Raw genomic sequence first — 18,500 nt, forward strand, 5'->3', positions numbered from 1 at the left:
TTGATAAAAATGGCTCAACAAACATTCAAAGTAACTGCAGATTCTGGAATTCACGCACGTCCTGCAACAGTTCTTGTACAAACTGCTAGTAAATATGATGCTGATATCAACTTAGAATATAATGGTAAAACAGTGAACCTGAAATCTATTATGGGTGTAATGTCTCTAGGAATTGCGAAAGGTGCTACAATCACAATCTCTGCTTCTGGTTCTGATGAAAATGATGCACTTGCTGCGCTAAAAGACACAATGAAAAGTGAAGGCCTAGGCGAGTAATGCAACAACTGAAAGGAATCGGTGCTTCAGCAGGCGTTGCGATTGCAAAAGCATATCGTCTAGAAGAACCAGATTTAACAGTTCACCAAAAAGACATCAATGATCCAGAGACAGAAGTGAAACGCTTTGAAGAAGCAATTCATGTTTCAAAGCAAGAACTTGAAGCAATTAAAGAGCATGCGCTAAAAGAACTTGGCCAAGATAAAGCGGATATTTTTTCTGCACACCTTCTTGTGTTAAGTGATCCAGAGCTGCTCAACCCAGTGAAGGATAAAATCACATCGGATAAAGTAAATGCTGAATTTGCTTTAAAAGAAACAGCAACAATGTTTGTTACAATGTTTGAAGCAATGGACAATGAATACATGAAAGAACGTGCAGCGGATATTCGCGACGTTACAAAACGTGTCACTGGTCATTTGCTAGGCGTTGACATTCCAAACCCAAGTATGATTTCTGAAGAAGTCATTATCATTGCTGAAGATTTAACACCTTCTGATACAGCTCAGCTGAACAGACAATTCGTCAAAGGTTTTGCGACGGATATCGGTGGTCGTACTTCTCACTCAGCAATTATGGCAAGATCAATGGAGATTCCAGCCGTTGTTGGAACAAAAGAAGCAACAAAAACGGTGAAAAACAATGATCTGATCATTGTTGATGGTATTAGCGGAGACGTCATCATTCAGCCTTCTGAAGATGAAGTGAAAGCGTATCAAAAAAAGCATGAAGACTACTTAGCTCAAAAAGCGGAATGGGCGAAACTTGTTGACCAGCCAACGGTCACAAAAGACGGCGTTCACGTAGAGTTAGCTGCGAATATTGGAACACCTGAAGATGTGAAAGGTGTACTTGAAAATGGCGGCGAAGCAGTTGGATTGTACCGTACAGAATTTTTATACATGGGCAGAGATCAGCTCCCAACAGAAGAAGAGCAGTTCGATGCGTATAAAACCGTTTTAGAGAAGATGGAAGGCAAAGCTGTGGTTGTCCGCACACTAGATATTGGTGGCGATAAAGAACTTCCTTACTTGCAGCTTCCAAAAGAAATGAACCCGTTCCTTGGCTATAGAGCGATCCGCCTTTGCCTTGAAGAGCAGGAGATTTTCAGAACACAGCTACGCGCGTTACTTCGTGCAAGTACATATGGAAACTTGAAAATCATGTTCCCTATGATCGCGACGTTATCAGAATTTAGAGAAGCAAAAGCTATTTTACTTGAAGAAAAAGAAGCATTGGTTGCTGCTGGTACAGAAGTATCTGATTCCATTGAAATCGGAATGATGGTAGAAATTCCATCAACAGCTGTTATCGCAGATCAATTTGCAAAAGAAGTAGATTTCTTCAGTATTGGAACAAATGATTTGATTCAATACACAATGGCTGCTGATCGAATGAACGAACGAGTGTCTTATCTTTACCAGCCATACAATCCAGCTATTTTACGCCTCATAACGCTTGTGATTGAAGCAGCGCATAAAGAAGGTAAATGGGTTGGCATGTGCGGTGAGATGGCAGGAGATGAAATCGCAATCCCGCTCCTACTTGGATTAGGATTAGATGAATTTTCAATGAGCGCAACATCGATTCTTCCAGCAAGAACGCAGTTAAGCAAGCTTTCTAAGGAAGAAGCTGCATCATTTAAAGAGCATATCTTATCACTGAGTACAACTGAAGAAGTGGTTGATTTCGTGAAAAAAACGTTTCAACATAACTAGGTGATGTAAACCAGACAGGTCAAACTGTCTGGTTTTTTTGTCGAATTTTATCATAATCAGTCATATCGCATGAAGAGAAGGGCATCCTAAAATAAAAAATGGAGGTGACCAGTTTGTCTTTCTCTAACTATAAGCCAGGTGATCAAGTATATGTGATTTATCGAAATCCACATGCAGCCAATGTCGCACAAATTAAAGAAGCGGAAATCGTTTCACACCCTTACAATGAGCAAGAGCTTGCGCTATTTCTACTTGAAACATATCACCCATTAGCCCCTGATGATGCCGTATTTCCAACATACGAAGAAGCAGAAGCCCTTTATCAAGATCTGTTTGAATAAGGGAGATTTTAGAAAGGATAGAAGCCATCCTGAGAGGTTAAAGTAACGATATGAACCTATAAGGTAAGGATGTGCTAATTATGATCAAACCGTTCGTTCCCCAGCTTGTGTATATTGAACCTCGGGCGCTAGAGTACCCATTAGGACAAGAGCTGAAAGAAAAGTTTGAAGGCATGGGAATTGAAATTAGAGAAACAACCTCACACAACCAAGTGAGAAATATTCCGGGGAAAAATGATTTGCAAAAGTACCGTAATGCAAAGTCGACGCTCGTTATCGGCGTGAGAAAAACCTTAAAATTTGATACATCTAAACCATCTGCAGAGTATGCCATTCCGTTTGCGACAGGATGCATGGGGCATTGCCATTATTGCTACCTGCAAACGACTATGGGGAGTAAGCCGTACATTCGCACATATGTCAATGTAGAAGAGATCTTAGATCAGGCTGAACAGTACATGAACGAGCGTGCGCCTGATATCACGCGATTTGAAGCCTCGTGTACATCTGATATCGTCGGAATTGACCATTTGACTCACACACTCAAACGAGCGATTGAATACTTTGGTCAAACCGATCTTGGCAAACTACGCTTTGTTACGAAATTTCATCATGTAGACCATTTGTTAGATGCAAAACACAATGGACGAACAAGATTCCGTTTTAGTATCAATGCCGATTATGTCATTAAATATTTCGAACCTGGCACATCACCACTCGATCAGCGGATTGAAGCGGCTGTAAAGGTAGCAAAAGCAGGCTATCCACTTGGCTTTATTATTGCCCCTATTTACATTCATGAAGGGTGGCAAGAGGGCTATAAAGTCCTATTTGAAAAACTCGATGCAGCTCTCCCTGAAGAAGTGAGACAAGATATCACCTTTGAAATGATTCAGCACCGTTTTACAAAACCGGCGAAGCGTGTCATCCAAAAAAACTATCCAAAAACAAAACTAGAACTAGATGAAGAAAAGAGAAGATATAAGTGGGGTAGATACGGAATTGGAAAATATATCTATCAAAAAGATGAAGAACAAGAACTTAGACAGACATTAGAATCATATATAGAACAGTACTTTCCGTCTGCAAAAATTGAATATTTTACTTAAAACAAGTCATTATGGCTTGTTTTTTCTATTTAAATTTTCTTACAACTATTGAATGCGGTACCAATTTTGCCGATATACACATTAAGATGCGAAAGTAGGATGTAGGGGTGATGAGATGTTTAAGAAACTTCAAGTGAGAATAGCTGTTTTCATCTCAGTTATTTTAATTTTAACCGTTGTCGCAGTTCAAGTGGGTTCCAATTTAGTATTAAGACCACTGATTGAACGAGATGCGAAAACAACGACAGCAGCAACGGCAGAAAGCATGAGAGACATCATAGCACTAAAGCTTGAGAATTACGGTGATACGATTAACAAATTGGCAACAAGTACACTTACTGAAGATTTTGCACAGAAACAAACAAAGCAGACATTGGCATTTGAAAACGATGAATTAAAAGGATTGCAGGAGCAGGATGAACTCATCTCGCTTGCCTATATAGGAACAAGTGATGGTAAAATGTTCGCTTTCCCGGAGTCCGATTTTGGTGAAGGGTATGATCCGTCTAAACGAGACTGGTATATTCAAGCGGCTGAAAAGCCTGACGACGTCCTATGGACAGATCCGTACATTGATAAAGCAACAAATGAAATGGTCGTTTCAGCCACAAAGGCGATCGTACGAAACGGGAAAGTAGTCGGTGTCGCTGGACTTGACTTGAAACTGGCTTCCATTCAGTCTTATATAAAAGAACAAAAGATTCCTTATATGGGAACGGCTTTCTTAGTTGACGGCACAGGGACCATTTTGGCACATCCAACAGAGCAAGGAAAAAATATCTCAAAAGTCGCTTCTGTGAAAAAAGCGATCGACAACTCGGGTATTGATGATGACAAACAGCTGACCGTCATCTCAAAAATTAAAGAGGCAAACTGGACGATCGGTGTGAGCTTCGAGAAAAAGAAACTTCTTTGGATCACTGAACAAATGAATCAGACAAGTATCATTATTTCTGTCATTGCCATTATACTTGCCATGATTCTAAGCTACTTATTGGCTAGAAGCATTACAACACCAATTAAACGCCTCATCGAGCATGTTCGTAAAGTGTCTGAAGGCGATTTAACCAGCTCGCTTGAGTCGAAGTCTCAGGATGAGATAGGGTTCCTGACGAAAAGCTTTAATCAAATGACTGAAGGCATCAGGGATTTAATTGAAAAAGTGAAAGAGTCTTCAGATCAGGTTGTGAAATCAACGGATGAAGTGACCCAAATTTCAAACGAGACCTTGCTGTCTAGTGAACAGATTGCAACGGCTATTCAAGAGGTCGCTGTAGGAGCGACGAAACAAGCATCAGAAGCGGAAACCATTAATGAAAAATCAGAGCATTTGTATGAAAAAGTTCGTCATATGGGTGAGCTTGCCACGCAAATGCAAACCAACTCAAAATCATCGGAAGATGCAAGCTATAGAGGACTTGATGCTCTTGGTCTGCTCGTCCAAAAATCAACACAAGCGAATGAAGAATCGAAGAAGGTAGAGCAAATGCTGCTTGACCTTGAGCATAAAACAAAAAATATTGAAAACGTCGTAACAGCGATCTCTGAAATCTCAGATCAAACGAATTTACTCGCACTGAATGCAAGTATTGAAGCAGCGAGAGCAGGAGAAAGCGGAAGAGGATTTGCTGTTGTTGCAGAAGAAGTCAGAAAGCTGGCTGAACAATCTGCAGAATCAACGAAACATATTAGTGAAACCGTAAAACTCATTCAAGATGAATCGAAAAAGGCAGCTGAAGCGATGACAGCAGCAAGCAAAATGAATGAAGAACAAGGTGATGCCATCAATTCAACAGGTGAGGCACTCAGCAGTATCACAATGGAAATGCAGGCACTTGTCGGCTCCATTGACAGCATTCATACACAAATCAATGAAATGACTGAAGAACAGCAGAAAATGAATGATTCCATTCAAAGTATTGCGGCCATTTCACAAGAATCCGCCGCTTCAGCTGAGGAAGTACATGCTTCCACAGACGAACAAGTACAAGCTTTAGAAAGAACGAAAACATCAACAGAAATGTTGAACGAATCAAGTCAGGCACTGCGTCAGGCAGTCAATCGGTTTAAACTATAATCTTGAAGAAAAGAACCTTGCCATGTGAGCAAGGTTCTTTTTGTATGATAAAATATGAACAGAGGAGGGTGCCAACATGCATGTTAATCTATCTGGAAAAAAAGCATTGGTCGCAGCAAGCAGTCAAGGTATCGGTAAAGCCATTGCCTTTCATCTTGCAATAGAGGGAGCAGATGTGATGCTCTCGGGAAGACATGAGCACACGCTGCAAGAAGCGGTCAAAGAATTATCCCCGCTTGTAAAAGGGAAGCTGACGTATCAAGTATGTGATGTATCTGATGCCAAGCAAATTAAAGCGCTTGTCGTCGCAGCAGCAGGTGATGAAAAACGTCTTGATATACTAGTGAACAATACAGGCGGTCCTCAAACAGGAACACTTGAAACCTTAACAGATGAAGATTGGATGGAATCATTTCAGCTTCATTTACTCAGCTATATTCGGTTATTAAAAGAAGCCTTGCCGTATTTAAAAAAACAAGGTGCACGAGTGTTAAATATTGCATCTATGTCGGTCAAAGAACCGATCCCAGGCTTGATGCTGTCGAATACATTTAGACCGGCCATTACCGGCTGGACAAAAACAGCTGCCCAGGAGCTTGCCAAAGATGGTATTTTGATCAATACCTTAGCCCCGGGGAAAATTGAAACAGAGCGCGTGAAACAGTTGGACAAACACCGTGCACAAGAGGAGCAACAATCGGTTGAAGAGATCAAAGCACAAGCTGAACGTATGATTCCGCTGGGCCGTTACGGACAGCCAGAGGAATTTGCAGCATATGCGGCTTTTCTTTTATCTGAAGCCAATACATATATGACAGGTCAAACCCTCATCATTGATGGTGGATTGACAAAGTCTCTATAAGGAGGAATTCTTGATGGCACAAATCAAAACAGTTGGTTTTATTGGAATCGGTGTAATGGGACATAGTATGGCAGGGCATTTAATGGATGCTGGCTACGAAGTTCTCGTTTATACAAGAACAAAAGCAAAGGCAGACACATTGGTTCAAAAAGGTGCTCTTTGGAAATCGACCGTAAAGGAGATCGCAAAGGAGGCAGATGCCGTCATCACAATGGTCGGGTATCCATCAGATGTAGAAGAAGTCTATTTAGGAGAAGATGGACTCTTGGAACATGCTGCGCCTGGTACATACCTCATTGATATGACCACATCGAAACCTCAGCTGGCAAAAGAAATTGAAGCGAAAGCGAAGGAAAAAGGACTATTTGCATTAGATGCGCCGGTCTCTGGCGGAGACGTAGGAGCCAAAAACGGCACGCTGGCCATCATGATTGGCGGAGAAAAAGCAGCCTATGAAGCGTGCTTGCCGCTATTTCAGCAAATGGGCGAAAACATTCAATATCAAGGACCTGCAGGAAGTGGTCAGCATACAAAAATGTGTAACCAAATTGCTATCGCAGCAGGGATGATAGGTGTGGCAGAGGCAATGGCTTATGCGGAAAAATCAGGACTTGATCCAGAGCAGGTACTTAAAAGCATCACAACAGGAGCAGCCGGCAGCTGGTCTTTGTCAAACCTTGCACCAAGAATGCTGAAAGGTGATTTCGAGCCAGGATTTTATGTGAAGCATTTTATTAAGGATATGGGCATTGCACTTGAAGAAGCAGAGCTGATGGGAGAAGAGATGCCAGGCCTGTCATTAGCGAAGTCATTATATGAAAAGCTCAGCGAACAGGGCGAAGAAAACAGCGGAACACAAAGCATCTATAAATTATGGGTGAAATAAAAAAACTGCCCCGCCTACGTGGAACAGTTTGTGGCGTGTAAACAAGCCCTCACATTGCTGAAAAAAGAAGACAAACTAAAAACCTGTCCCAAATAGAGACAGGTTTTTTTGATCTTATTTTCCGATGAATTGCTGCGTCCAGTAGTTACCAGATTTCACATAACCTACACCGATATGTGTATAGTTTTTGTTTAAAATGTTCGCTCTGTGACCTTCACTGTTCATCCAAGCTGTTACTACTTCTTGAGGTGATCTTTGACCTTGAGCAATGTTTTCACCTGCTGTTTTGTACGTGATACCAAATTGCTTCATTTGATCAAATGGAGATCCGTAAGTTGGGCTTGTATGAGAGAAATAGTTTTTATCTTTCATATCTTGTGATTTAGCGCGAGCAGATTTGCTTAATTTAGAATCAACAGAAAGAGCTTTTAAGCCTTGTTTTGCACGCTCTTTATTTGTCAGCTCAACCACTTCTTGTTCAAATGCATTTAAGCTGCTGTCTGCTTTTGTTGCAGTTGTGTCTTTTTGATCAGATTTTGAGCTGTTGTTCGTTGTGTTTTCTTTTGCTGGTGTGCTTGGTTTAGAAGCAGCTGGTTTTTTCACTGATTCTTGTTTTTGCTCATTTTTTGCTTTGTTTACTTCTTTCACCACTTTTGTTCCAGTAACAGGTTGACCACTTTTGATCAGCTTGTTTAATAGAGCTTCGATCTCTTTTTGATTTGAAGTGCTTAGCTTGTTTACATCTGAAGAGATATGTAATTTTGCAGCTAATGTATGAAGATCAATGGCTTGATGCTGTACGTTTATGACTTGTTTCAGGTTAAGCTCTTTCGCATCAGCTGAATGCCCTCCAGTGAACGTGATCAATGCAGCAGCTGTCAGCGCTGAAAAAATGAATGATTTCTTTTTCATTTTGTAACTCCTCCTAAAATCTTTGTTTTGTTTTCTCACAGAAAATCATAACATGGACTTTTTGTTATAAACGTACCAGCATCCTCCATTGACAACGCCCATTTGTCATTTTTGTTAAAGTCATAGAAAGAGTCTCCTTATATCAATGAATGGAGAATCTTTCTATTTAAAGAAAACGACATAAACATACCAATATTTTAAAGTGTTAGTATATTTTTTTGCAGAATAGGGATTGACAGCTTTTTTTCACTTGTTTCGCTGTAACAACTATTACAAAAGTGTTACAATAATGAGTGGTAATTGTAAAAGATTGAAAGGATGAGAGGAGCTACATAAGTGGGAGAGAAACAGCATCAAGGTGCTGCCGAGCAGAAAAAAATGAAGCGCCGGAACGCCTGGAGAATTAATCTCTTTTTCTTCGCTGTATTTAGTTTATTTGCTGGACTTGTTATCAAGCTCGGTGTGCTGCAAATCGTCAATGGTGAGGATTATAAAAAGCAAGCCAACCGAACTGAGGTCAAAACAGCATCATACCCGTCTCCAAGAGGAAAAATGTATGACGCGAGAGGAAGAGTCGTTGTTGATAACGAAAGTGTACCTGCCATCGTTTATACATCAGAAAGCGGTGTGAAAGCGGAGGATAAGATTAAAGTAGCAAGAAAACTTGCGACTTATATAAAAATGGATACAGATTTTTTGAGAGAGCGTGACATTCGAGATTTTTGGCTGGCCAGCCATCCGAAAGAAGCGGATAAGCTCATTTCAAAAGCAGAGCAAAAGAATCTTAAAGCAAAAGATGTCTATCCTCTTCAAGTAGAGCGTGTGCCTAAGAAAGAAGTCAAGGCGATCGAAAAAGATGCAGAGGAAAAAGCAGTTGCAGCGATCTATCGCAGGTTTACAGGCGGATATGCCTTTGAACCTCAAATCGTGAAAGCAATGGACCCGAACGAAGAGAAAAAAGGGGACGAAAAAGTTGCGCTGCTTGATGAAACAAAAGAATCAAAACAGACATCATCCGTAAGTTTGACATACGAAGAGATCTCACTTGTATCAGAGCATCTTGATGAACTGCCTGGTGTAAATGTCATCAATGACTGGACAAGGAAATATCCGTATGAAAAAACCCTCTATAATGTCCTTGGCGGTGTCACCACCCCAGAGCAAGGCATTATAAAAGAGCGTGAAGATTACTATATGGCAAGAGGTTACTCGAGAAATGACCGAGTAGGAAAAAGTTATTTAGAATATCAATATGAAGATTTTCTCAATCCAGAAAAAGCAACTGTTCAATATACACAGGTCGGCGGAAAACTGCTTGATGAAATCAAGCGGACAGAAGGACGAAGAGGACTTGACCTTGCACTCACATTTGATATGGAGCTGCAAAAGGAAGTCGACAAAATCGTTGAATCAGAGCTAAGATCTGCTAGTGCAAGAAACTATATGATGGACCGTGCCTTTGTTGTGATGATGGACCCTAACACAGGTGATGTTCTCGCGATGTCAGGGAAGAAAATGGACGGGAGAGACGTCACAGATTATGCGATCGGAACATTTACGACACAGTATGAAATGGGCTCTGTTGTCAAAGGAGCTACTGTCCTCTCTGGTTATCAAGATGGTATGTCACACAACCAATCCTATACGGATACACCGCTGTATTTTGCGGGAAGTGGAAAACCGAAGAGGTCTTACAAAGATCTTGGGTGGGTTAACGACCTTCAGGCACTCCAAAAGAGTTCCAACGTTTACATGTTCCAAGTAGCGATGAGAATGGCAGGGATCACCTACCAAAAGAATGGGCCATTACCAGCAAGACCTGAACACTTACAAAAAATGAGAAACTACTATGCGCAATTCGGACTTGGTGTGAAAACTGGGATCGACTTGCCGCAGGAATCAAGCGGAATGCAGACGCATCCTAAGACAGTCGGCGGACTCTTGCTTGATGAAGCGATTGGTCAGTATGACACGTATACACCACTTCAAGTCGCACAATACATGTCGACCATCGCAAATGGAGGTAATCGTATTCAGCCAAGAGTGGTGAAAAGTGTTCACTTTCCAACGAATAAGGAAGAAGTAGGCCCTGTTGTGAAGAAATATGAGCCGAAGGTGCTGAACACCATTAACAACTCGAAAGCAGATATTGACCGTGTCAAAATGGGACTAAAAATGGTCACATCAACAGGCGGGACTGCCGCTGGCCGGTTCGGTCAGCATGATGTCGCAGGGAAAACGGGTACAGCCCAAACCTTCTACTATGGTGCCAACCGGAGCTGGTGGGGGAATGCCACGTACAATTTAACCTTTGGAGGATATTATCCTTCTTCCAATCCGAAAGTGGCATTTAGTGTCGTCACACCGTATGTATCAGATAAAGATCCTGTCATTAAAACCATTCCAAGTAAAATTGTTGATAAGTACGTTGAATTACAAAAGAAATATGAAAAGCAATAAACAGCAGGGAGCACAGCAAGAGAAAGTGCTCCCTTTTTGCTGAAAATATGGACGTTTCACACGAGATTGGGAGGAAAATACGGTTTTTCTAGCGAATCCTTTTTATACATCAAACTAAGGACAACCCTAAAAAAATTAAAGGAGGGTCGGACGACGATGGAACAAAAAATGAAAGATTCGAATCAGCTGTACTCGAATATTGATTTACATGCCGTTCTTTCTTCTAATGGCCGCTTTCTCTACATTTCTTCCAATTGTAAGCAGCTTTTGCTCTATGAACAAAAGGATTTACTAGGGTGTTTTTTGAAAGACTTTGTTCATACCGAAGATCAATTTCTCGTCGAAAGTTATTTCTATAATCAGCACATGCTAGAGATTTGCCACTTTAGACTGCTTAGAAGTGATCTTACAGCTGTATGGGTAGAAGCAAGCATTGATTTTGTTGCTTGTGATGGGTTAGACAACGATTTGAGTAGAGAAATGATCCTGAAAATGAGGGTAATGAATACAGAGCCTCAAAAAGCAGCATTTCAACCAACAGAAGCGTCAGAACAGTCGTTAGGCAGTCTACCGGCTTTCCAAGATGTCAGTGAAGCTGAAAATCTGATTGCCATGCTGCCAAATCCGTTATGTATTACGGCGCTTGGAAAAATTGTGTATGCCAACGATGCGATGCTGCAATTAATGGGTGTATGTACAAAAGATGAAATGATCGGCAAATCTGCGTTTGATTTTATTGCCGAGGAGTACCATGACATTGTGAGAAGCCGAATCAAAAGACTGCAGCAAGGCCTTCCAGTCGGAATGATTGAACAAATATGGAAAAGGAAAGACGGGAGCATGATTCATATTGAGGTGAAGTCATCTCCGGCAATTTATCAAAATCAACGGGCAGAACTTTTACTATTAGTGGATATCTCTTCCCGTAAGAAATTTCAAACCGTTCTTCAGAAAAGCAGAGAGCGGTATCAGCTGCTTATCCAAAATTCTATTGATACCATTGCCGTCATCCACGATCATAAATGGGTATTTATGAATGAATCAGGTATTAAATTATTTGAAGCCGAACATTACGATAAATTAATCGGAAAAGATATCTTTCATCAAATCCATTCATGTGATCAGCAAAAAGTCAAAAAGAGCTTATCACGTATAATCGAAAGAGCATCAGATTCTGAGATTGTGACGATGAGCTGCCATACGTTTAAACACCGTTTGATTTATACAGAAATGGTGTGTATCCCTACCACATTTTTTGGTGAAACAGCCGTTCAAATTATTTTAAGAGATATATCTGAACGAAAACAGACAGAAGAACTCATGCTGCGCTCTGAAAAATTATCAATCGCAGGTCAATTGGCAGCAGGCATTGCACATGAAATAAGGAATCCACTGACGGCGATTAAGGGCTTTTTACAGCTCATTAAACCAAAAACAAAAGACCGTGATCAATATTTTGAAATTGTCTTCTCTGAGCTGAGCCGGATTGAAATCATCTTAAGTGAGCTACTAATGCTTGCGAAGCCGCAGCAAACGGCATCCATGCAGACGCTTGATTTGAAAAAAATCATTAGCGAAGTCACCGCTCTGTTAGAGACACAGGCCAACTTAAATGGAATTTTGATGAACACAAGTGATATCGAGGAGGATCTTCTGATGAATGGGGATCAAAACCAGCTGAAGCAAGTGTTTATCAATTTAATCAAAAATGCCGTCGAATCCATGCCGGACGGAGGGAAGGTAGACATTACCGCCAAAGCCGAAAAAGAAGGAATACTTGTCACGATTAGAGATGAAGGAATTGGTATTCCTGAATCGGTCATGAAGCGGATCGGTGAACCTTTTTTAACAACAAAAGAAAAGGGAACAGGACTTGGGCTCATGGTGACATTTAATATTTTAGAAAATCACAACGGAACCATCCGGGTAGATAGCGACCCAGAGAAAGGGACTGTGTTTCACATCATGTTTCCCGCAAAATAAAAAACAACGGCAAGAGAGCCGTTGTTTCATCCGTCTATTGATTGTATGGAACGCTTTTCAAGAACAAATTGTTCGAGACGGTCAAGTCCTTCTTTTAACGTTTCAAGTGAATATGCATAGGAAAGGCGCACATATCCTTCTCCGAGTGAAGAGAAAGCAGAACCAGGTACGACCGCAAGTCTTGTACTTTCTAACAACTCCATGCAAAAATCAAATGAACTCATCCCAAACGATTCAATGGAAGGGAAAATATAAAAAGCGCCGGAAGGCTTAATGACCGGAAGCCCCATAGAAATGAGTCGATCATATACATAGTCGAGTCTTTTCTTATATTGCTCTCTCATGATCAGTGCATCATCCACACCATTTGTCACTGCTTCAAGTGCCGCCTTTTGTGAGATAGCCGAGGCACAAGACACGTTATATTGATGTACTTTTAATACATGTTTAGCAATAGGAGCGGAAGCAAATAAAAAGCCGATTCTCCATCCGGTCATGCTATGAGACTTTGACAGTCCATTGATGACAATCGTCTGTTCCTTTAAGAAAGAAGCAATGGAATGATGCGGACGATCAAATGTCAACTCACTATAAATTTCATCAGATAGAATAAAAATATCCTTTCCTTCAAGAAGCTGTGCAATTTCTTTCAATTCTTCTTCTAATAGCGTGACCCCAGTTGGATTTGAAGGGTATGGAAGGACAACACACTTTGTCTTTTCCGTTAATGCATCTTCAATCAGCTTGGCGTTTAATTTAAAACCGGCATTTGTTGTGTCGATATGCACAGGCACCGCACCGCACATCCGAATGATCGGTTCATAGCCAGGGTACACAGGGCCGGGCAGGATGACCTCATCGCCTTCAGTCAAAATGGTTCGAAACGCAGCATCAATTGCTTGACTCGCACCTGTTGTCACAATGATTTCTGTCTCTGCATCATAATCAAGATGGACTTTCTTTTTGATGTACTGCTGGATCGCTTGTCTTAGCTCTAAAAATCCAGCATTATGAGTATACGAGGTGAAATTCTCGTCAATGGCTGTTTTGGCAGCTGTTTTGACATGATGCGGCGTATAAAAATCGGGCTGACCTATGGTCAATGAAACGACATCCTCATATGAAGATACGAGATTTGAAAATGTTCGAATGCCTGAAATTTCAATATCCTTTACTCTTGGATTCAGCAAATGCTCCATTTCTCATCACCTTAAAAATTTATGTTTTTATCCTATTTTACCATTCACTGCATAAATGTCACCTGCGGAAAGGCTTCGGATATCGTTATATGTAGTCTATTCTCCTATCCATCACAGCATGAGTGATATATGAAGAAAGAGCAACATTTATTATAGCGTAACCTGCTCGGAAAATACAGCTCTGCTTAAGATGATTAGAATAAGGCAAAACGGTATAAACTGAAAGAACGAGAGAATCAAGTCATGGGAATTGCTTTCACAGGCATACGATCTCCTGAAGGAGGACGATAATAGATGGATCAATCAGCAAAGACATCGAAAATAGCCTTTTTATCCGTCATGAGTAATACGTTTGTTGTGGTCCTTAAAATCATTGTAGGGGTGTTAACTGGATCTGTTGCGGTTTTATCAGAAGCCATTCACTCTTTTCTCGATTTAATGGCCTCTTTTATTGCATTTATCTCTGTTCGTATTTCAAGAAAGCCGGCAGATTCAAAACATCCTTATGGACATGGGAAAGTTGAGAATATTTCTGGAACGATTGAAACTTTGTTAATTTTTGTTGCTGGGATTTGGATCATTTATGAGTGTGTTCATAAATTAATGCATCCTGAGCCTGTTAAACTGCCGGTACTTGGTATTGTGGTCATGCTGATCGGCGCACTTATCAATTTTGTTGTGTCGAGAGTTGTGAACAAAGAGGCAGAGCGAGTACATTCTGTTGCCATGAAATCGAATGCGCTGCATCTTTTAACAGATGTGTTTACGTCACTAGGGGTCGCCATTAGTTTATTGCTTGTTGCATTAACGGACTGGTATTTCCTCGATCCGATTATTGGAATGGTGCTAGCGCTCTATATTATGCGTGAAGCGTTTAAACTCATGAAGGAAGCCTTCCCGCCGCTTGTCGACGCCCGGTTAACTCCGGAAGAAGAACAAGCGATAGAGGGCATCATTCAAACATTCAGTCAAGAATTCATTGAATATCATGACTTTCGAACAAGACGATCCGGTGCTGAAGAATATATTGATTTTCATTTGATTGTTCATGGAAAAACAACCATTGAAGATGTCCACCAATTATGTGATCGAATTGAAGAGAACATTCAGCAGGCGTTTCCGCATGCACAAATCTTTATTCATGTAGAACCTGAAAGTGAAAGAAGCACACAAACGTAAAAAGGCGATACCACCTCTTTGAAGGTTGTATCGCCTTTTTTTACGCTTCATCTATGAAATGAAATCAATATCCATAAGCAGTATCGTAATCTTCATACCAAGAGATATAAGCAGCATCTTCATTAGATAAACCATGTTTCATATCTAAAAAATCAGCTTCGCAAATATCTTCAATCACAGTCATTTCGTTGTTCTTTAATAGTACGACAGTTCCCATCATGAACACCTTTCTTTAAAAAATCCTTGACTATTGTACCATGTGAAATGTGATTGTCAACAGAAGAATCGAAATGAGACAAAAATATCACAAAATGTTAAAAAATCAGGCGTTGAAAGAACTAGATGTGCCATAATTTCTGTGAATTTTCAGTATTTATTCACATAAATCATCATTGAAAAATGATCTAAAATTCATGTAAAAATGTAAAGCTCCATTGATCTTGCGATATTCATAAGATATAATAACGAATGATTATAAGAAATTTATAGAAAACATACATAATAAAGGAGAAATAGGATGGAAACAAACATGTCAGAAGCACCTATTCAAGAAGAAAAACATCCTGAACTAGCTGGTGTAGGTTATCGTTTTCTTGCTCATCTTTTAGACGGTGTCATTATTAGTGTACCATTTTCATTCATTGTATTTATTCTCGCAACACTCTTTTTTGTCTCAAGCCCTGAGGCGGCATTTTTAATGTATGATGATAGCTATTACTATTCTTCAACGGTGATCACGGATGAAGAATGGGCAGTCATTATGGGCTTTATCTTTTTCTATGGCGTAACGATTTTAGTCGGTATCGCGCTGACTTGGCTGTATTATGCGATCATGGAATCATCAAAGCTGCAAGGAACTCTTGGCAAAATGGCTCTTGGCATCAAAGTGACAAAAGTAACGGGTGGAAAAATAACATTCGGGCGCGCGACAGGCCGCTTTTTTGCAAAAGGCTTTTTGTCTCCAATCTTATTCATTGGCTACATCATTGCGTTTTTCACAGAAAAAAAACAAGCACTTCACGATTTGATTGCAAGTACCATTGTCGTAAAGAAATAATGAAAAGAAGCACCTCTGCTAAATAGTAAGGGGTGCTTTTTGTATAGATTGCTTGTATGGAAGAGGGAAACGTCACATAAAGTAGAATGATAGTGAAAATAAAAGCAGAGAAGGGAGTCAATCTATTGAAAAGAGGGAAAATGACCGTTCAAAAAAAAGGGGCAAGCTTCGGGCTCTTTTTCACCGCACCTGTTTTGGCCTGGGCATTGTATGATTTTGCAAATACGATATTTTCATCGAATATGATCACCATTTTCTTCCCATTTTACTTGCAGGAGACGATAGGCGACAGTGCGAGGATGGATCAAATCGCCAGTACATTTATTTCTTATGCGAACGCACTTGCAAGCTTTTTCCTCGTCATTTTTACGCCTTTATACGGTGTGCTGATTGATCGTACAGGGAAAAAGAAGCGGTATATCACGGTGTTTACCCTGATTTGTATTGCCTGTACCTTTATGATGGGGATCTTTGCTGGGATTGATTTCTCAAGCGAATGGTTTGGTCTTCCTGTCTCCTTATTGGTGGTGGTTACCTTGTTCGTCATCGCCAAATTTTTCTATCACTCTAGTCTTGTTTTTTATGACACCATATTGCCCGATCTTGGGACAAAGGATGAAATCCCCCTCATTTCTGGATTCGGTATTGCTGTCGGCTATTTAGGTACACTTGTCGGCCTTTCTGTTTATTTACTTGTAGGAAATGACCAGTTTCATGAAGCATTTATTCCGACAGCCCTTTTATTCTTTCTCTTTTTTCTTCCCTTTCTCTTTATTATAAAAGATCCTCAACCTCTCCCGCAGCAAGAGAAAAAGGCGTCTTTTTTCAGCGGGTATAAAGAGATTATTCGTACGTTTAAAGAGATGAAGCAGTACAAACCGGCCTTTATTTTTATGATCGCTTTCTTTTTTATGAATGATGCGTTGCAGACAGCGATTGCGATGATGGCTGTTTATGCAAAAATTATCATTGGCTTTACGGCAGGTCAATTTATTTTGCTTTATCTTGTGTCCACGATTTCAAGTATCATTGGCTCGTTTCTATTCGGATATGTCACAAAGGCCATCGGGGCAAAGCGCTCGATTACAGTCGTGTATGTCATTTTAATTGTGGCGCTCATTCTAGCTGTGACAGCGACAACTGAATGGGTCTTCTGGGTAGCAGGCAGTCTATTCGGAATTTCACTTGGTGCAAGCTGGGGATCATCACGAATCCTCATTATTGAGCTGACGCCTAAAGAAAAACGAGGGCAATTTTTTGGTCTCTTTGCGTTTTCGGGAAAGGTGTCTTCAATTGTTGGTCCCATCATTTATGGCTCCGTCACACTGCTATTTGCAACACATGGGAATCTCGCAAGCCGTCTTGCATTAGGGTCTTTGCTCATCCTTGCAGCCATAGGACTTGTGATTCATCAATTCGTGCGAGAGAAAGCGTAAAGAAACGTCAACTTTTTACCCATGCTGCCGATATAAAAAGTACAATCTTATATTGAAGAATAGAGGGATTTCCGTGGCTTTAAACAAACAAGAAATTTTACTTGACACTGGTACTAATGAATTGGAAATTGTGAAGTTTGAAATTGGTTCAAATCAATTCGGCATTAACGTCATGAAAGTAAGAGAAATTATTCAGCCAGTTGAGGTGACAGTTATACCGCACTCTCACCAAGATGTAGAAGGGATGATTAGTTTACGAGGCGAGATTTTACCAGTCATCAATCTATTTTCCTTTTTTAATGTCGAGTCAGATCAGTCAGAACAAGAGAAATACATTGTGACTGAATTCAACCAACGGAAATTTGTGTTCCATACAGGAACGGTATCACAAATTCACCGCGTCAGCTGGGAAGAGATTGAAAAACCAACTGCACTCAATCAAGGAATGGACCGTCATTTAACAGGGATCATCAAGCTTGACGAGAAAATGATTTTCCTTCCAGATTACGAAAAAATCATCTATGATATTGAATCCGCATCTGGCGTAGACACATATCATATGTTTGACGGTGAGAAAGACGAGAGAAGAACAGGGAAGAAGCTGTATGTTGTTGAAGATTCTCCGCTTCTCATGCGCTTATTAACAAATGAATTAACCGAGGCAGGCTATAAAAACATTGTGACCTTTGAAGATGGGAAACAAGCATATGACCATGTCATGGATCTCGTCAGTAAAGGCATTAGTGTGACAGAAGAAATTGATATGATTATTACAGATATAGAGATGCCAAAAATGGATGGACATCGATTAACAAAGCTGCTGAAGGACAATCCTTTAACACAGTCCATTCCAATTCTCATTTTCTCTTCATTAATTACGGACGATCTGCGTCATAAAGGGGAAACCATCGGTGCAGATGATCAAATTAGTAAACCAGAAATTCATCAGCTGATTGAAAAAGTAGATCATTTTATTATCTAAAGAAAAAAACCACTCGCTTTGAG

16 protein-coding genes are annotated in these 18,500 nt (G+C 40.4%); 13 read left to right on the forward strand and 3 right to left on the reverse strand.

Annotation, left to right across the window (positions count from 1 at the left end):
• Window positions 1-9: 9 nt before the first annotated feature.
• The 7 genes from MHH31_RS06670 (at window position 10) to MHH31_RS06700 (ending at window position 7,269) form a co-directional block, all read left to right on the forward strand.
• Window positions 10-276, forward strand: coding sequence for a phosphocarrier protein HPr (locus MHH31_RS06670; RefSeq protein ID WP_003211078.1), 267 nt, complete (start codon window positions 10-12; stop codon window positions 274-276).
• The gene (gene ptsP / locus MHH31_RS06675) at window positions 276-1,994 is read left to right on the forward strand and encodes a phosphoenolpyruvate--protein phosphotransferase (protein ID WP_008348058.1); all 1,719 of its coding nucleotides are present in this window, start codon (window positions 276-278) and stop codon (window positions 1,992-1,994) included. Before MHH31_RS06670 ends, ptsP begins: the two co-directional genes overlap by 1 nt.
• A 98-nt stretch (window positions 1,995-2,092) precedes the next feature.
• Window positions 2,093-2,335 carry a transcriptional regulator SplA domain-containing protein gene (locus tag MHH31_RS06680; protein ID WP_034646394.1) on the forward strand — a complete coding sequence of 81 codons (243 nt, stop codon included), beginning with the start codon at window positions 2,093-2,095 and terminating at the stop codon, window positions 2,333-2,335.
• A gap of 80 nt (window positions 2,336-2,415) precedes the next feature.
• Window positions 2,416-3,444 (forward strand): spore photoproduct lyase, encoded by a 1,029-nt coding sequence (gene splB, locus MHH31_RS06685; RefSeq protein ID WP_007498710.1) that lies wholly within the window; start codon window positions 2,416-2,418, stop codon window positions 3,442-3,444.
• Between the two features lie 115 nt (window positions 3,445-3,559).
• Window positions 3,560-5,521, forward strand: coding sequence for a methyl-accepting chemotaxis protein (locus MHH31_RS06690; protein ID WP_024719660.1), 1,962 nt, complete (start codon window positions 3,560-3,562; stop codon window positions 5,519-5,521).
• 76 nt (window positions 5,522-5,597) lie between these two features.
• Window positions 5,598-6,383, forward strand: a complete 786-nt coding sequence (locus tag MHH31_RS06695; RefSeq protein WP_326378033.1) for an SDR family oxidoreductase — start codon at window positions 5,598-5,600, stop codon at window positions 6,381-6,383.
• A gap of 13 nt (window positions 6,384-6,396) precedes the next feature.
• Complete coding sequence (locus tag MHH31_RS06700; RefSeq protein WP_342495398.1) at window positions 6,397-7,269, forward strand: NAD(P)-dependent oxidoreductase; 873 nt, start codon at window positions 6,397-6,399, stop codon at window positions 7,267-7,269.
• Window positions 7,270-7,383: 114 nt separating this feature from the next.
• On the opposite strand, the gene MHH31_RS06705 is transcribed toward MHH31_RS06700, so the two are convergent.
• Complete coding sequence (locus MHH31_RS06705) at window positions 7,384-8,181, reverse strand: CAP domain-containing protein (protein ID WP_007498701.1); 798 nt, start codon at window positions 8,179-8,181, stop codon at window positions 7,384-7,386.
• Window positions 8,182-8,517: 336 nt separating this feature from the next.
• Here MHH31_RS06705 and MHH31_RS06710 point away from each other — a divergent pair, with 336 nt between their 5' ends.
• Together MHH31_RS06710 and MHH31_RS06715 are read left to right on the forward strand one after the other, a co-directional pair.
• Window positions 8,518-10,641: a penicillin-binding protein 2 gene (locus MHH31_RS06710; RefSeq protein WP_342495399.1), complete on the forward strand. Its 2,124-nt coding sequence runs from the start codon at window positions 8,518-8,520 to the stop codon at window positions 10,639-10,641.
• Window positions 10,642-10,797: 156 nt separating this feature from the next.
• Window positions 10,798-12,624: a PAS domain S-box protein gene (locus MHH31_RS06715; RefSeq protein ID WP_342495400.1), complete on the forward strand. Its 1,827-nt coding sequence runs from the start codon at window positions 10,798-10,800 to the stop codon at window positions 12,622-12,624.
• Window positions 12,625-12,650: 26 nt separating this feature from the next.
• Here the strand turns inward: MHH31_RS06715 and MHH31_RS06720 are convergent, their stop codons facing one another.
• Entirely contained in the window at window positions 12,651-13,823 is a 1,173-nt protein-coding gene (locus MHH31_RS06720) for an aminotransferase A (protein WP_007498694.1), read from the reverse strand.
• A gap of 294 nt (window positions 13,824-14,117) precedes the next feature.
• Between MHH31_RS06720 and MHH31_RS06725 the strand changes: the two genes are divergently transcribed.
• A complete protein-coding gene (locus MHH31_RS06725; RefSeq protein WP_039169114.1) occupies window positions 14,118-15,002 on the forward strand; it encodes a cation diffusion facilitator family transporter in 885 nt (294 codons plus the stop codon).
• A gap of 64 nt (window positions 15,003-15,066) precedes the next feature.
• On the opposite strand, the gene MHH31_RS06730 is transcribed toward MHH31_RS06725, so the two are convergent.
• Complete coding sequence (locus tag MHH31_RS06730; RefSeq protein ID WP_017367142.1) at window positions 15,067-15,219, reverse strand: hypothetical protein; 153 nt, start codon at window positions 15,217-15,219, stop codon at window positions 15,067-15,069.
• A gap of 300 nt (window positions 15,220-15,519) precedes the next feature.
• Between MHH31_RS06730 and MHH31_RS06735 the strand changes: the two genes are divergently transcribed.
• The 3 genes from MHH31_RS06735 to MHH31_RS06745 all read left to right on the forward strand — a co-directional run bounded on the left by MHH31_RS06735 (window position 15,520) and on the right by MHH31_RS06745 (window position 18,477).
• A complete protein-coding gene (locus MHH31_RS06735; RefSeq protein ID WP_342495401.1) occupies window positions 15,520-16,059 on the forward strand; it encodes an RDD family protein in 540 nt (179 codons plus the stop codon).
• A gap of 125 nt (window positions 16,060-16,184) precedes the next feature.
• Complete coding sequence (locus MHH31_RS06740) at window positions 16,185-17,495, forward strand: MFS transporter (protein ID WP_170861579.1); 1,311 nt, start codon at window positions 16,185-16,187, stop codon at window positions 17,493-17,495.
• Window positions 17,496-17,568: 73 nt separating this feature from the next.
• Entirely contained in the window at window positions 17,569-18,477 is a 909-nt protein-coding gene (locus MHH31_RS06745) for a chemotaxis protein (protein WP_342495402.1), read from the forward strand.
• The last annotated feature ends 23 nt before the right edge of the window (window positions 18,478-18,500 follow it).

This window comes from Bacillus sp. FSL K6-1033 (assembly GCF_038630765.1).
Taxonomy (GTDB): Bacteria; Bacillota; Bacilli; order Bacillales; family Bacillaceae; genus Bacillus; species Bacillus altitudinis.

Coding starts and splice junctions, on each gene's coding strand:
- MHH31_RS06670 (WP_003211078.1), top strand. CDS start 10: ATGGCTCAACAAACATTCAAAGTAACTGCAGATTCTGGAATTCACGCA.
- ptsP (WP_008348058.1), top strand. CDS start 276: ATGCAACAACTGAAAGGAATCGGTGCTTCAGCAGGCGTTGCGATTGCA.
- MHH31_RS06680 (WP_034646394.1), top strand. CDS start 2,093: ATGGAGGTGACCAGTTTGTCTTTCTCTAACTATAAGCCAGGTGATCAA.
- splB (WP_007498710.1), top strand. CDS start 2,416: ATGATCAAACCGTTCGTTCCCCAGCTTGTGTATATTGAACCTCGGGCG.
- MHH31_RS06690 (WP_024719660.1), top strand. CDS start 3,560: ATGTTTAAGAAACTTCAAGTGAGAATAGCTGTTTTCATCTCAGTTATT.
- MHH31_RS06695 (WP_326378033.1), top strand. CDS start 5,598: ATGCATGTTAATCTATCTGGAAAAAAAGCATTGGTCGCAGCAAGCAGT.
- MHH31_RS06700 (WP_342495398.1), top strand. CDS start 6,397: ATGGCACAAATCAAAACAGTTGGTTTTATTGGAATCGGTGTAATGGGA.
- MHH31_RS06705 (WP_007498701.1), bottom strand. CDS start 8,181: ATGAAAAAGAAATCATTCATTTTTTCAGCGCTGACAGCTGCTGCATTG.
- MHH31_RS06715 (WP_342495400.1), top strand. CDS start 10,798: ATGGAACAAAAAATGAAAGATTCGAATCAGCTGTACTCGAATATTGAT.
- MHH31_RS06720 (WP_007498694.1), bottom strand. CDS start 13,823: ATGGAGCATTTGCTGAATCCAAGAGTAAAGGATATTGAAATTTCAGGC.
- MHH31_RS06725 (WP_039169114.1), top strand. CDS start 14,118: ATGGATCAATCAGCAAAGACATCGAAAATAGCCTTTTTATCCGTCATG.
- MHH31_RS06730 (WP_017367142.1), bottom strand. CDS start 15,219: ATGGGAACTGTCGTACTATTAAAGAACAACGAAATGACTGTGATTGAA.
- MHH31_RS06735 (WP_342495401.1), top strand. CDS start 15,520: ATGGAAACAAACATGTCAGAAGCACCTATTCAAGAAGAAAAACATCCT.